Consider the following 14998-nt stretch of genomic DNA (forward strand, 5'->3'; position numbering starts at 1 on the left):
TATGATTTCCCACCCAATCGTCCATACTAACCGATAGGAACAGTATGGGGGTGGTATGTGCATGAGCATACGCTATACATGTCGTTGCTGCGGCATGAAGATTGCAGAATTTGACGAATCGCAAGTAACAGAAGCGCAGCTCGGGTTTGATTCCTTGACCCCGGAGGAACGTGCTCTTATAATATCGAGAGAACAAAGTGGAGATACGGTCGTCAGCATCACGTGCGACTATTGCCGTGAAGCGCTGATTCAGCATCCAGAGCTTTCGCTAGTCGGAAACCCACTTCAATAAGTGGATACGCATTAGGAAGGCTTGCACTGACAAGGCCTTAGCTTGGGGAGCTAAGGCTTCTTTTCGCATGGCTGACCTGCGGTTATTGTGAACGTGAGCGAGGCTCTGCTTTTAGTTGACAGAAGAATTAGAGAGGGGATTAGTGAATGCAAGTCATCATTAACCCGATGAAACAGGACACGAATGTCGGGACAATCGTGGCTGGTTTGGAGAAGGGGCTTCATGAGCAGCTTGTCTCTGGCTTAGCTGGTTCCGCCCGGCAAGTATTGATGGCGTCATTGCAACAAATGTCAGATCGTCCGGTCTGCGTAGTGACGCATAACATGTACCAAGCACAAAAAGTATACGAAGATTTGATCGAGTTGGTTCCCTCTGATCAGGTGTTGCTTTATCCCGGTAATGAGCTGATTGGCTCTGAGCTTGCCATTGCCAGCCCTGAAATGCTGGCGCAGCGAATTCATGTATTCAACCGTCTGGCCCAAGGCTTTACGGGTTTTTTGGTTGCACCTTTTGCTGGCTTGCGTCGCTTAGTCGTTCCCCCGCAAGTATGGAAGGAAGCACAAATTCAGTTATCTGTCGGTGATGAGCTCGATATTGATTCCTTTTTACTCCGATGTATTGAGCTTGGCTATGAGAGAGTGGACATGGTCGAGCGCAAGGGAGAAATGAGTATTCGCGGTGGAATTATCGATTTGTATCCGATCGATTCGGAGTGGCCGGTGCGGATTGAGCTGTTTGATGTGGAGATCGACTCGATCCGTACGTTTGACATGCTCTCCCAACGGTCACTGGAATCCGTCCAGACTTATATTCTCGGTCCGGCAAAAGAAATGATCGCTTCGACTCCGTTATTGCAGGAATCGGCTGTTCGCTTGGAACAAAAGCTGGGAGAAACCATCGCCAATTTGAAGGATGGGGCTGCCAAGGAAAAAGTCATGGAGCGAATCGGCTCTGATGCAGAGAGAATGAAGCAAGGACAGCGTTTTGCACAGCTGTATTCGTACATCTCTGTCATTTACCCGACGGGTGATACCTTATTGTCCTATATGCCTTCCGATACCTTGCTGATTGTTGATGAGCCTTCCCGTGTGTTGGATACGGCAGCGCAATTGCAAAAAGAAGAAGGGGAATGGCTGACAGGACGCATCATCCAGGGCGAATACATGTCCAATCTCAGCCTGTCGCGCACGTACGACGAGATCGTGTCGACGAAAAAGCGCCAGATCGTTTACCTCTCCCTATTTTTGAGACAATCACCAAAGACTCAGCCGCAAAACATCGTGAATCTGACTTGTCGTACCATGCAAAACTTCCATGGACAGATGAACGTACTGAAAACAGAACTGGCTCGTTGGAAGAAGTCCCAGGATCAGATCGTCTTTGTCGCAGCTGATTTGGAGCGTGCAAAGCGACTGGAGCGTGTCCTGCATGACTACGAAATGGAAGCGGATGTTTTAACTGATGCAGTGGAAACGGTGCCTCCGGGGCGTCCTACGATCATTTTAGGAAATCTCCAGACAGGCTTTGAGCTGCCATTAAACAAGCTGGTCGTTATTACGGAAGGCGAAGTTTTTACAGCAAAACAGCGCAAGGCACGCAAAGTTCAACAGACGATGAACAACGCCGAGCGTATCAAAAACTACCTTGAGCTCAAGCCCGGTGATTTCGTCGTCCACGTCAATCACGGGATTGGGAAATACCTCGGAATTGAAACCAAGGAAATTCTCGGAATTCATAAAGATTACCTTCATATTCAATACGCAGCAGGAGACAGTCTGTTTGTTCCGATTGATCAAATCGACCATGTGCAGAAGTACGTGGCGAGCGAAGAGGCACAGCCGAAGATTTACAGCTTGGGCGGCAGCGAGTGGAAACGGGTCAAAAATAAAGTCCAGTCGTCTGTAAAGGATATCGCTGAAGATTTGATCAAGCTGTACGCAGCACGCGAAGCGGCTGTCGGTCATACATTCTCTCCCGACACGACAGAGCAGCGTGAATTTGAGGCGATGTTCCCGTATCAGGAAACACAAGACCAGCTCCGCGCGATTTCTGAAGTCAAAGCGGACATGGAGCGCAAACGTCCGATGGATCGCCTCGTTTGTGGGGACGTGGGTTACGGGAAGACAGAGGTTGCGATTCGTGCTGCCTTCAAGTCTGTCATGGACGGAAAACAGGTAGCCGTTTTGGTTCCAACTACGATTCTGGCTCAGCAGCATTACGAGACGTTCCGTGAGCGTTTTGCGGAATATCCGATCCGCGTGGAGGTATTGAGTCGATTCCGTTCGCGCAAAGAGCAGAATGCCACGTTAAAAGGACTGAAGGAAGGCACAGTCGATGTCGTCATCGGTACGCACCGTCTCCTTTCCAAAGACCTGACATTCCGCGAGCTCGGTCTGTTAATCGTAGACGAGGAGCAGCGCTTCGGTGTGAGCCACAAGGAAAAGCTCAAGCAGATCAAAACGAATGTGGATGTCATGACACTGACCGCTACGCCGATTCCACGTACCTTGCACATGTCGATGCTCGGTGTGCGTGATTTGTCTGTTATCGAAACTCCGCCAGAAAATCGTTTTCCGGTGCAGACGTATGTGATGGATTACAGTCCTGCTTTGGTTCGCGAAGCGATTGAGCGTGAGATGGCTCGTGATGGTCAAGTGTTCTTCCTCTACAACCAAGTACAAGGAATCGAACAGATGGCGGAGCAGATTTCTATGCTCGTTCCTGACGCGCGCATCGCTGTGGCGCATGGGCAGATGAACGAAAGTGAGCTGGAGGGCGTCATTCTCGACTTTTTGGAAGGGAATTTTGACGTATTGGTCAGCACGACGATCATTGAGACCGGGGTGGACATCCCGAACGTCAATACGCTGATTATTTACAATGCAGATAAAATGGGCTTGTCCCAGCTGTATCAGCTGCGTGGACGTGTAGGTCGTTCCAACCGAATTGCGTACGCTTACTTTACGTATCAACGGGACAAGGTGCTGACAGAGGTAGCGGAAAAACGTCTGCAAGCCATCAAGGAATTTACCGAGCTCGGCTCTGGTTTCAAGATCGCGATGCGAGACTTGTCCATTCGTGGAGCCGGTAATTTGCTGGGCGCGGAGCAGCATGGTTTTATTAATACGGTCGGATTCGACTTGTACAGCCAGATGCTGAAAGAGGCCATTGATGAGCTAAAGGGCGAAGTCAAACACGAAATTGTCACACCTGTGGAGATCAATCTGCAACTGGATGCCTATATTCCGTCGATGTACATTACGGACAGCCGACAAAAAATCGAGATGTACAAAAAGTTTGTCGCGGTGTCTACATTGGAAGACGTCGACGATTTGGCAGAGGAGCTGCTAGACCGTTTTGGACCAGTTCCGAAGCCGGTTGATAATCTGTTGACCATTTCCCGTTTGCGTGTGTATGCCCTGAAGCATCACATCACCGAAATTAGCCAAAAGAATCCAGACGAGATTAAATTGTTCCTGCACCCTAGTCAGAACAACAACATCGATGGTGGAGCCTTGTTTGCACTTACCAGTAACTGGAGCAAGAGGGTTGGGCTGTCGGGTGGACAACAGATCACGATTGCTGTTAAAGTAAAGGGGTTAAAAGAAGATGAGGGCGTGCAGTTGGTTGAAAAGCTGCTGCGTCAATTTCACCAGGTGCGAAGAGACACCGGTACGGAAAGCCCCGTGTCTTAACTGACAAAATGGGCTTGCCCGGGAAGGGAGAACCTTATTTATGAAACGTTCTGTAGCGATTCTATCTTCGGCTGTTCTGGTCGTTGCACTCATGACTGGTTGCGGCGGAAAAGCAGAAGAAGCGAAACAAGAATCAAAAACTCCAGCGAATCAGACAGATGGCAGCAATCAAGCTGCTAATGATCCTTTGGTACAATTCCCTAAACTCACTCTGCCTTACGCAGCAGACCCGAAAGCGGTCATTGTGGAGTATCAAGGAGGAACTGTAACAGGAAATGAGTTCGAAGAGTTCCTGCGTGTCATTAACTTCATGAACCCACAACAAGGTACCATGATTGAAATGGCAGATAGCAACTCACTGAAAGCTTTTGCGCGTGAGTATACAGCTACCAAGGTTTTGGCTAGCCGTTCTGACGATGCCATGAAAAAAGAGGCCAAAGAACTCGCTGAGAAAACCTTCGAGAAAATCAAAACGCAGTACATGGGCTTTTTGGGCAAGGATGAAGCTCAGTTCACCAAGCTCTTGGAAGGTCAAGGCGTAACGAAGGACATGATCGTCAATCAGATGAACCTGATCAACCAGTCCATCAATGTGATGAAAAAGAATATCGACGATGCTACGATGAAGCAAACCTATGATCAAATGGACAAAGCTTCCCGTACCGTTGCTTCTGTTCGCCACATCCTGATCTCTACCGAAAAGCGCACACCAGAAGAGGCGTTGAAAATCTCCAACGACTTGGTAGCGCGCCTGAAAAAGGGTGAAGACTTCGCGAAGCTGGCAAAAGAGTTTACAGATGACCCAGGCAGTAAGGAGTCTGGCGGCTTGTACGAAAATGCGGATGTAACGCAATGGGTACCAGAATTTAAAGAAGCATCCCTGACACAAAAAGTCGGTGAAGTTGGCCCGCCAGTAAAAACTGATTTTGGTTACCATATTATTAAGGTCGAGAATCGCAAAGAAAAGACCTTTGATGAGATGAAAGAACAGCTCCGCGCGAGTTCTTTGGAGAAAGCCTACGATGCTTTCGCCAAGAACGAGCTGGACAAGCTCATTACGAAATTCAACATCCCGCAGTCCAAAAACGACGCTCCGGCGAAGAAATAAGAAGTCCGAAGAAAAACAGGGAATTCGTTTCCCTGTTTTTTCGTTTTCTCGCATATTCTTCAAACATGGGCAAATACTATTATCACTCGCTACCACCCGGGGGAGAGTAATTGAGGTAACTGGTAAAAATTGATACCATCACCCATAGTTAAAATTAGAATTTGAGGAAAAAATACAACTAACCAACCACCATCTATTCACTACCCACTTCTCAGGGAAAGCGAGGCAACAAGACATGAAAGCAACTGGTATCGTTCGTCGAATTGACGACCTCGGTAGGGTCGTGATTCCTAAGGAGATTCGTCGTACACTGCGCATTCGTGAGGGCGACCCGCTTGAGATTTTTGTGGATCGTGACGGAGAAGTCATTCTCAAAAAGTATTCACCAATTGGAGAATTGGGTGATTTTGCAAAAGAGTACGCCGACTCTTTGTATGAAAGCATGAATCATACCGTACTGATTTCAGACAGGGATACTGTCATTGCTGTGGCAGGTGCCTCCAAAAAGGAATACTTGGAGAAACCCATTGGTAGTATTGTTGAGAAATGCTTGGAGGAAAGAAAAACCCGACTGGAGAAAAACGTAGGCTCTTATGAAATTTGTCGTGATATGAACGAAACATATGGATCGTTCGTCGTTGCACCCATTGTGGCAGGAGGCGATCCAATCGGGTCCGTGATCCTCCTCAACAAAAACGAGTCAACCAAGATGAGTGATTTGGAGATCAAAATGTCGGAAACAGCGGCCGGTTTCCTGGCAAAGCAGATGGAGCAGTAGGATAGGATCAGCAAAAACAGCCTCGTACCCCGGGGCTGTTTTTCTTGTGCCTATGGCCTTGTGGTATAATGAACGAAGTTTTAGGTTGGAGAGGAGAAATTTCACGCACATGGCTCAAGAAAAGGCTTCCGTTCAATTTGTGAAAGGCGCGGCGATACTTGGAATTGCCGGTCTTGTCTCCAAGCTGTTAGGCGCTGTATACCGCATCCCATACCAAAACATTGCCGGAGATATCGGCTTGTACGTATATATGCAAGTATACCCGCTGTACACCACGTTGTTGATTCTGGCGACGGCGGGTTTTCCCATCGCCATCTCCAAGATCGTCTCAGAGCGCGTCGCTGTCGGGGATGCGATCGGGGCGCGCAGGGCGTTTCGAGTAGCCAGTATATCGCTGGTTGTTCTCGGGATCTTTTTCTTCTTCCTGTTATATGGAGGGGCACCTATGATTGCCCGTATGATGGGTGATGAGCATTTGATTACCCCGCTCCGAGCAGTAGCGTGGTCACTCCCGTTGGTGCCGATGGTTGCGATCTTGCGCGGCTATTTTCAGGGGCATCAAAATATGATGCCGACTGGCGTCTCTCAGGTTGCTGAGCAGTTCATTCGCGTGATTTTCATCCTGGTCGCTGCATTCTGGGCGATGAACATGTATCAGGACCCGTACATGGCTGGTACAGGTGCCGTTTTTGCTGCTTTTCCAGGTGCCATTGCTGCTATTCTCGTCTTGCTTTGGTATTGGAGAAAAGACAAGCAGATGGGGCTAACGACCATCAATCAAGTGCAGCAATCAACCGCGAATTCGTGGACCAATCGCCAGATATTACGTCATCTCTTGACCTATGCCGTTCCGATTTGTATGGGGGCACTGGTTTTGCCGCTTGTTCCGCTTGTAGACTCGATGACCGTCGTCAATATGCTGCAATGGAGCGGGACCCCGGAGGACTTAGCCAAGCTTTTGAAGGGTGCATTTGACCGTGGTCAGCCACTCATTCAGTTTGGTACGTTTTTCGCCACGTCCTTGTCTCTGGCATTAGTGCCTGCGATCAGTGAAGCTGTTGCCCAGCGCCAGCATCAATTGATCTCTCATCGTTCCGAAGTAGCGATTCGACTGACCTTCCTGTTAGGATTGCCTGCTTCCTTTGGACTTGCTCTGTTGGCGGAGCCGATCAACGTCATGCTCTACGGAGACAGCAACGGTACCGAGGCCCTCGCTGTACAGTCCTTCACGATTATTTTCGCCACGGTGAGTATTGCCAGCGCGGGGATTTTGCAAGGCTTGGGACGTGTAATGCGACCTGCCCGCAACTTGTTTATTGGTGTATTGGTGAAGCTCATCCTCAATCTGGCGCTCGTTCCGTTCTGGGGCATCTCTGGTGCAGCAGTGTCCACCGTTTTAGCTTATTTGGTCGCCATGGGACTGAACGTTCTTGCGGTAAGCAAATACACGGGGGCACAAATCGGATTCCGCCAAACGGTGAAAAAGCCATTCATCTCCGTCGTGGTGATGTCGATTGTCGTGTTGCTTGTCGAGTGGCTCGCTAATACAGTGCTCGGCAGTACCGGACTTTCAAATCGCTTGTTCCATACGCTGGTAGGCTTGATTGCTGTCGGTTCAGGAGCATTGGTCTATTTGCTGGCACTTTTGAAAACGGGTGGACTTACGAGAAATGATATTCAATTTTTGCCAAAAGGAAAGCGAATTGCTTCGCTGTTAACGAAATATAAGCTCCTCCCAGCGGAGAAAGCGAGAATGAACGAAAAGGAGGCGTGACGAGTGGAAATGAAGAATAAGACCATTACCGTGGTCGGTCTTGGTGCCGGAGATTTGGACCAGCTCCCTTATGGCATCTATCGTACACTCAAAGCTGCCAAACAGCTGTATTTGCGCACGAAAGAGCATCCGGTCGTAGCCGATCTGATCGCAGAAGGCATCGCGATTGAGTCCTTTGATGCTGTATATGAGCAGCACGATACGTTTTCCGATGTGTACACCGATATTGTGGAGCGACTTTTTTCACAGGTAAACGAAGCAGGCAGTCTTGTCTATGCCGTGCCTGGCCATCCTTTGGTGGCGGAACGTACTGTGCAGCTGTTGTTGGCAGAGGGACCAAAACGTGGAGTAGAGATCGAAATTGGCGGTGGACAGAGCTTTATCGATCCGTTGTTTGCCCGCCTACATATCGACCCGATCGAGGGATTCTCTTTGCTAGATGGGACGGCGCTCGCTGCTCATCAAGTATCTCCGGGTCTGCATACGATTATCGCGCAAGTGTACGATGCCTTTGTGGCTTCTGATGTGAAGCTGACCTTGATGGAAGTGCTGCCGGACGATTACGAGGTGACGGTAGCGACTGCCGTAGGGGTAGCGGGGCAAGAAATCATTGAGACAGTGCCGTTGTATGAACTGGACAGACTCGATCATTTCGGGAATTTGTCCCTGGTGTATGTACCGCCGACGAAGGATGAGAAGGTATCGTACCGCCAATTCTCCTACTTGAAGGAGATCGTTGCGATCCTGCGCAGTCCGGATGGATGCCCGTGGGATCGCGAGCAAACACATCAAAGCATCCGCAAAAACTTGATTGAAGAGACGTACGAGGTTTTGGAGACGATCGACGACGATGATCCAGATGCGATGTGTGAGGAGCTAGGTGATTTGTTGATGCAAATCATGCTGCATTCGCAGATGGCAGCCGAAGACGGATATTTTTCGGTAGATGATGTTGTCGCGACATTGAATGAAAAGCTAGTTCGCCGCCACCCGCACGTATTCGGGGAAAAGAGCGCGAATGATTCCGAGGAAGCACTGGCGAATTGGCAGGAGATCAAAGCACAGGAAAAAGCAGCAAAAGGTATCGATGTAACGGTTCAATCACAGTTGGCGGGAATACCACGTGATTTGCCAGCACTGATGTATGGTTACAAGCTGCAGAAAAAAGCAGCCCAAGTCGGCTTTGACTGGGATGATATTGCAGACGTGTACAAAAAGGTAGAAGAGGAGTACCGCGAGCTGCAAGAAGCATCAGAAGAAGAACGCGCTGGCGAGCTGGGTGATTTGCTATTTGCGGTAGTCAATCTGGCGCGCTTCCTGGGGCTCGATCCGGAAGCAGCCCTCGCGTTGACCAACAACAAGTTCAAGAAGCGCTTTTCCTATATTGAAGGCAAGCTGCAAGAGGCGGGTCGTACCTTCGAGCAGACAGACCTGCAAGAGATGGACAAATGGTGGGAGGAAGCCAAACATGAGACTCGATAAATATTTGAAAGTGTCTCGACTGATCAAGCGGCGCACGCTCGCAAAAGAAGTGTGCGACAAACAGCGTGTGGAAATCAACGATCGCCCTGCAAAGGCGTCCAGTAACGTAAAAATCGGCGACAAGCTGGCGATCCGTTTCGGACAAAAAATCGTGTCAGTAAAAGTAGAGGACATTAAGGAAAACCCGCGCAAGGAAGAAGCGGCTTCGCTGTATACAGTCATTGGCGAAGTTCCCGTTCCGCGTGATGAAAAAGAAGAAGACGCCTACCTCAAAGGGTAATGTACAACGAAAAGAGACTGCCGAGATGGCAGTCTTTTTTTAGGCTTTTTTTCCAAGCAAAGGATATAATGAGAGTACCTGAAGGCATTTCCGAAGGGATGTGTGCTGTGTGCAACAAAACGGAGTTCGAACGGGCTACTTTTTGTCTATTTCGCTTCTGTTATCATCTATCCTGTACTTTTTTGCCTCGAACTGGCCGCTTATGGTCAGGGAGCAAAAGATCGGCGTCAGTGTGGCAATCCTCGTTCTTTTTTATTTGTTATCCTATGGACTGCGTTTCATCAAACGTCATACGTTTTTGAGCAATTGGCTTCTGGTGGCTGGTGGCTTGGCCTTTGGCATCAGCGTGGCTTTGTTGGGGCAAATATACAATAGTCACGCCGATAGCTACATGCTGTTCGTCGTATGGCTCATTCCGAATTTGTTATTTGCGATTTTCACGCGCTATCAGCCGTTCTATGTCATCAGCTATGTCCTCGCTCATTTGGCCATTTACTTCTTTCTCCATCCATCAGTCATTCATGTAGCGCGCGAAGACGAGTGGTGGTTCATGATTTTTTGGTTGATTGCTTTGGGAAATATGGTCTTGTTCTGGCTAACTACGACAGGAAGGTTACATTCTAAACCGATTTACTACTTATCTTTTCTGACCTTTTCCGTCAGTCTTTTCTGGTCAGCTTTCACGGATGTATACGGTTCGTTTCCTGAGCTTTTATATGTCCTTACCGGGGGCATCCTGTTTGTCACGTTTTTAAAGTGGGTGCCGAGTCGCGGGCTTCTGATTGTGACAGCCTCGCTGCTCTCGCTGTTTGTGCTCGTTAAATTCATATCCTACATGGTGATGTATTATTCAGAAGGCTTCTTTATTTTGATGCTGCTGCTGACCGTACTCATTATTTGGGGAGCAGTTGCAGGGATTAATTGGCTGCGCAAGGAATCAGCGTATCAAAAAAGCAAATGGGTTGTGTTTTTTCAAGAGGCATTTACGGTTCTCGTTACGACCATTGCCGCATCTATTGGAGCTATTTCGATAGCAGGTCTGCTTTTTCTGATCATTCAAGAGGAAACGGTTATTGATTTGCTGTTTTTCCTTTCCTTAATTGGCTTTATTGGCCCTGTGGTGTTTATGAGCGGGATGAATGCAACGGTACGATATACGCTGCTCACAATGGGGTATATATTGGGTGTCGGTTCTGTTCTGTTTTTAGAAGGAGCTTACTGGATCGTTTTCCTGTTGGTACTGTTATACGTATGGAAAGCTGTTCCTGCCATTCCGGCGCGGCTTTTGACACAGTTGACTTTTTTAGTCGTCCTGGCTACGAAGCTGGATGAGTACCTGCCTTCCTTTGAATATGTACTCTTGATCATATTTGCTACGCAGTTGGCGATGCATTACGTAAAGCAATTGCCAGTCGTTTTGCAAAACAGCTCGTTGGTGTACGCCTTACTCTCGCTTTTGATCCTGACAGAGGAAGGGTTTCAATCGGGCTCCATGAATGTGGTAGTGAATCTGGCTTTTTTCGCAGTCAGCACGTATTTGTTGTATCGGACATTGCATCAGCAAAATAAGGTGAGATTCGGTATTGTACTCGGTTTCTGGTTTGCCTTTCTCCTCATGAAGTACTACGACATGCTATGGAGCTTGCTGCACAAGTCACTGAGCCTGCTTTTGCTCAGCCTGGTGTTTTTCATCGCTACCCTGTGGTGGGATCGAAGGTCGAAAATTGAGTGGCCGAGAAGCGAGCCTTCCCTTTTTGTGAGAAAAGCGTTTGTGTTGCTTCCTGTCATTTTGCTGCAATTTGTTTTGATTGGCTATCAAGTATGGAGCAGTGAGACGATCCTGGCCAACGGAAAAACGGTGAAGCTGGAGCTGGTTCCAATCGATCCGCGTTCGTTACTGCAAGGTGATTACGTCAGACTTGGCTACACCATTTCTACACTGGACCAGGAACAGGTTGACTCAGGGGATAAGATTCGAGTCGTACTCCGCCAACAAGCGGATGGCTTGCACAGCTACAGTGGCTATTATGAGATCGATGGTCGATGGAATCGAGCCTACGATCCTCAGTCATCGGATGTGGTGATTAATGGAAGTTCAATCGGTGGCAATCAGGTGGAATACGGCATAGAAAGCTATTTTGTCCCAGAAGGAACCGGACTTGAAGTCGAGCGGAATGCCAAATACGCTATTGTGAAAATTGGTGAGAGAGGCGATGCCATCCTGGAGAGCCTGTCGAACCAGTAGACATTACAAAAGAAGAAGCTGCCTGTGTCATCGGGCAGCTTCTTTTGTGTGGGGAAGTAAACGTTCTTTGGAATCCATTTGCAACACGATCGAGCGGGTGAGGATAACGCCTACGATCCCCAGAAATTGCGGTCGATTCGTTTGGATGGATCGACTTTTCCAAACTGTGGGTTAAATCATTCGTTACCAGTCTGTAACCCTTTCTTGCCGAACATTTCCTATCATAGTAAGGAAATTGTAGAGAAGGAGGCGTTACCGTTGAAAAAAAGCGTAAACAAAGGGATCTCAGTGCTGCTGGCCACTGCGGTTTTGGCAAGTCCACTGATGCTCGAGCCAAAAGCGGCTTATGCTCTCTCTATTGAGGATGTTTCTGCAGACGATACAGATGCAGACGAGGAAACAGAATATACGATTGAGTTTGAAATCAATAAGGAATTAACAGCAGGGGATAGTATTTACGTTAGATTCCCTTCAGATTATTCGGTAGATAAAAAGCTGAGAACATCAGACATCACGCTTGAAGATGACGATGATGATGAGATCTCGATCGACAGCGTATCCGTCAGCAAAAATGTAGTGGAGATTGAAGTCGATGAAAAGATCAAAAAAGGCACTGTTCTCACATTGACTATTGATAACATCACCAACCCGGAAGACAAGGGCAGCTATGAGATCGAAGTAAAAACGAGTGAGGAAAACAGCTACAAGGGTAAAAAAATCACCATCGGCAAATCTTCGAGCAGTAGCAGTAGTAGCAGCAAGGGCGACTTCGAGGCCTCCCATAGCAGTAAAAATGCCGAGGACGGAATCTCCTTAACGCTCGGAAAATTTAATCTTTCCTCGAAGAGCAAGCTGAAAGATGGCAAGTACATTTATGTCGATTTCCCTTCCAAAGACATGCTGCCAAAGAGCATCAGCAAGTCTGATGTGACTGTAAACGGGTACAAAGCAGAATACGTCACGATCGTTGACAACGACTCGATTCGGATTGAGGTTCCGAGTGGTGCAGACGGCGATAGCTACATAAAGCTGGAGTTTACGTCCTCAGCGGGGATTGTAAACCCATCCAAAGCAGACAAGTACTATTCGTATGAAATTGAATATGACAGCAAGAAATACAAGTCAAAAGATGTTGAAATTACAGGCATAAGTAATACGCCATTCACCGTTTCTTTGTCGGACAGTGCAGCTGGGGCGCGCACGAGCTATACGTTTGAAGTGGATCTTTCCTCCAAGCTGGGGTCGAACGCAGAAATCGAAGTTGAATTCCCAAGTGAGGTAACTGTTCCGCCGATTCTTACCAGCAATAGCGTCACCGTCAATGGTTCTCAAGTGACGAATGTAAGCGTGTTGGGGAATAAGGTTTATTTCCGCACGCCATACGGATTCAATGGCACAAATCGCGCGAGCATCAAGTTTGCATTCGAAGGCTACTTGACCGCTCCGAAAACAGCGGGAACATATACCGTGGCGGCCAAGATCGACAACAAGTCCTATAAGTCGAAGGAATTCCAAATTACAGGAACGACGCCACCAGTCGCCGTGGACAACGCATTGGCAACGGTTGGGCTGACGAGAGCGACTGCCTCTACTCCTGCTGGAATTTCAATCGGTATCAAAGCCATGGGTGCTCCGATTGTTCGCAATCAGGGATTCATTGAAGTCGTACTCCCTGTTGGCTTCCGTGTTCCAGCCTATTTGCCAGCAAACACAGTAACGGTGAACGGTGTGGCCGCTAGCTTTGTTGGTGTGCGCGGACAAAATCTGATTATTATTCCTGCCCAGGATATTCCGGCAAAAACAGCAGCTCAGGTCAATATCGCCGAGACAGCTGGTATTGTGAATCCGGCTACTCCAGGTGTGTACAACATTGGTGTCTACAACTCCGAGGAGAGGGGCTTACTCTTCTCTCGTCCAGCGACCATCGTGTCTCTAAATGGCGTCAGCTTCAAGCAGAACGTCGCTTCCTTTACGAAGGCTGGTAAAACAACCGGACTCGCAGTGGCACCGTATACCGTAAATGGCAACACGCTGATGCCAACTACGTTTTTCCGTGATGCACTCGGGTTTTCGATCAGCTACACCAAAACGACTGCCAAAGTCGTGAGCGGCAATACGGTCATGCAATTCAAGGTCGGTTCAAACGTAGCGACCATCAATGGCAAAAATGTAACGCTGCCTGCAGCGGTTCAGCTGAAAAACAACGTTCCTACTCTGCCTCTTAAAACCATCACGGAGCGTACCGGTTACAAAATCATCTATGTGAACGGGAACTACACCGTTTACAAGTAAGGACAGTCTGGCAAAAACCCCGTATTCATACGGGGTTTTTTTTGTAGAAAACATCGAAATGTTATTCATTAGAGTTAATGCGGCCGCTTGCAGTCAACAAAAACGGTATTGACCGTTTTTGTTCTATCAGGACATCCCTCCCCATATGATAGTACAAGAAGGGTACGTGAGGAGGGAGTAATCATGAACGATCACACGAGACGGCCACGTCATGAAGTCGTGATGATTAATCGTCGCAGCTTAGCTATATCGGGAGTAAAAAACGTCGAAAGCTTTGATAGCGAAGAATTCCTCTTGGAGACGGACGGCGGCTTTTTAACCATACGAGGCCAAAACCTGCATATGAAAAATTTGAGTCTGGAAACCGGAGAAGTAGCGATCGAGGGGCTCGTTCACGAGATGGCCTATCTGGAGCAAGGGCAGGCCGGCGATCGGTCGAGAGGATTCTTCGGCAAGTTATTCAAGTGAACATCGCCATCCAGTTACAGACGGTATTGGCCATGTCGACGTGTGGTGCACTGATGGGTATGGGATTCGATACGTACCATGTATTTAAGGGCAAGGCCAGACTGCCACTCTGGTTAGTCTTTTTCTTTGATATCCTTTTTTGGGTGGGCAGTATGGGCGCTGTCTTCTTGATTTTGGTGAAAGTGAACGACGGGATTATTCGGTTTCCGATATTTTTTGGAATGCTATTTGGCGCGTGGCTTTACTTCTTATTAGGTAGTAAGAAGTATATCCTTTTCTTGCATCGCGTGATAAAATTCTGTCAGTGGTTTTACCGTACGGTCATAAAAATTATAGACATCCTGCTTGTACGTCCTGTGCTCTTTCTTTTCCGAGTGATCATCATGGTGCTGACATTTTTGTATTCCGTGTTGCTCGCGATCCTCGGCTTTTTGTGGAAAGTGACGCGTTTTGTCACCTCCCCTTTTGCCAGATGGGGTCAACATTTGTGGAAAAAAATGTACGGAAAAACAACAGGAATTTGGACCAATTGGAAGAATTGGTTTCACTCAAAGAGAAAGCGGGAGTAGATTCGAGGTGGCGTA

At 48.1% G+C, this 14998-nt stretch carries 11 protein-coding genes; all 11 read left to right on the top strand.

Going from position 1 to position 14998, the window contains the following annotated elements; all coding sequences use genetic code 11:
* Nucleotides 1-61 precede the first annotated feature (61 nt).
* The 11 genes from HPY27_RS27650 (at nucleotide 62) to yabQ (ending at nucleotide 14983) form a co-directional block, all read left to right on the top strand.
* The gene (locus HPY27_RS27650) at nucleotides 62-292 is read left to right on the top strand and encodes an anti-sigma-F factor Fin (protein WP_007726431.1); all 231 of its coding nucleotides are present in this window, start codon (nucleotides 62-64) and stop codon (nucleotides 290-292) included.
* A gap of 146 nt (nucleotides 293-438) precedes the next feature.
* Nucleotides 439-3987 (top strand): transcription-repair coupling factor, encoded by a 3549-nt coding sequence (gene mfd / locus HPY27_RS27655; protein ID WP_017246945.1) that lies wholly within the window; start codon nucleotides 439-441, stop codon nucleotides 3985-3987.
* 40 nt (nucleotides 3988-4027) lie between these two features.
* Entirely contained in the window at nucleotides 4028-5095 is a 1068-nt protein-coding gene (locus HPY27_RS27660) for a peptidylprolyl isomerase (protein WP_017246946.1), read from the top strand.
* Nucleotides 5096-5330: 235 nt separating this feature from the next.
* Nucleotides 5331-5873: a stage V sporulation protein T gene (gene spoVT, locus HPY27_RS27665; protein WP_017246947.1), complete on the top strand. Its 543-nt coding sequence runs from the start codon at nucleotides 5331-5333 to the stop codon at nucleotides 5871-5873.
* A 109-nt stretch (nucleotides 5874-5982) separates the two neighbouring features.
* Nucleotides 5983-7647, top strand: a complete 1665-nt coding sequence (locus HPY27_RS27670; RefSeq protein ID WP_173624225.1) for a putative polysaccharide biosynthesis protein — start codon at nucleotides 5983-5985, stop codon at nucleotides 7645-7647.
* A gap of 9 nt (nucleotides 7648-7656) precedes the next feature.
* Nucleotides 7657-9129 carry a bifunctional methyltransferase/pyrophosphohydrolase YabN gene (gene yabN, locus HPY27_RS27675; RefSeq protein ID WP_174226461.1) on the top strand — a complete coding sequence of 491 codons (1473 nt, stop codon included), beginning with the start codon at nucleotides 7657-7659 and terminating at the stop codon, nucleotides 9127-9129.
* Nucleotides 9116-9409, top strand: a complete 294-nt coding sequence (locus HPY27_RS27680; RefSeq protein WP_012683879.1) for an RNA-binding S4 domain-containing protein — start codon at nucleotides 9116-9118, stop codon at nucleotides 9407-9409. The genes yabN and HPY27_RS27680 overlap by 14 nt, the downstream gene beginning before the upstream one ends.
* Before the next feature lie 109 nt (nucleotides 9410-9518).
* Complete coding sequence (locus tag HPY27_RS27685; protein WP_174226450.1) at nucleotides 9519-11654, top strand: GDYXXLXY domain-containing protein; 2136 nt, start codon at nucleotides 9519-9521, stop codon at nucleotides 11652-11654.
* 258 nt (nucleotides 11655-11912) lie between these two features.
* The gene (locus tag HPY27_RS27690; protein WP_174226451.1) at nucleotides 11913-13946 is read left to right on the top strand and encodes a copper amine oxidase N-terminal domain-containing protein; all 2034 of its coding nucleotides are present in this window, start codon (nucleotides 11913-11915) and stop codon (nucleotides 13944-13946) included.
* Nucleotides 13947-14129: 183 nt separating this feature from the next.
* On the top strand, nucleotides 14130-14414 hold the full coding sequence (yabP, locus tag HPY27_RS27695) for a sporulation protein YabP (protein ID WP_007726414.1): 285 nt from the start codon (nucleotides 14130-14132) through the stop codon (nucleotides 14412-14414).
* On the top strand, nucleotides 14411-14983 hold the full coding sequence (gene yabQ, locus HPY27_RS27700) for a spore cortex biosynthesis protein YabQ (RefSeq protein ID WP_174226452.1): 573 nt from the start codon (nucleotides 14411-14413) through the stop codon (nucleotides 14981-14983). The genes yabP and yabQ overlap by 4 nt, the downstream gene beginning before the upstream one ends.
* The last annotated feature ends 15 nt before the right edge of the window (nucleotides 14984-14998 follow it).

Origin of the sequence: Brevibacillus sp. HB1.1 (genome assembly GCF_013332445.1) — a bacterium.
In the GTDB taxonomy this organism is placed as follows: domain Bacteria; phylum Bacillota; class Bacilli; order Brevibacillales; family Brevibacillaceae; genus Brevibacillus; species Brevibacillus porteri.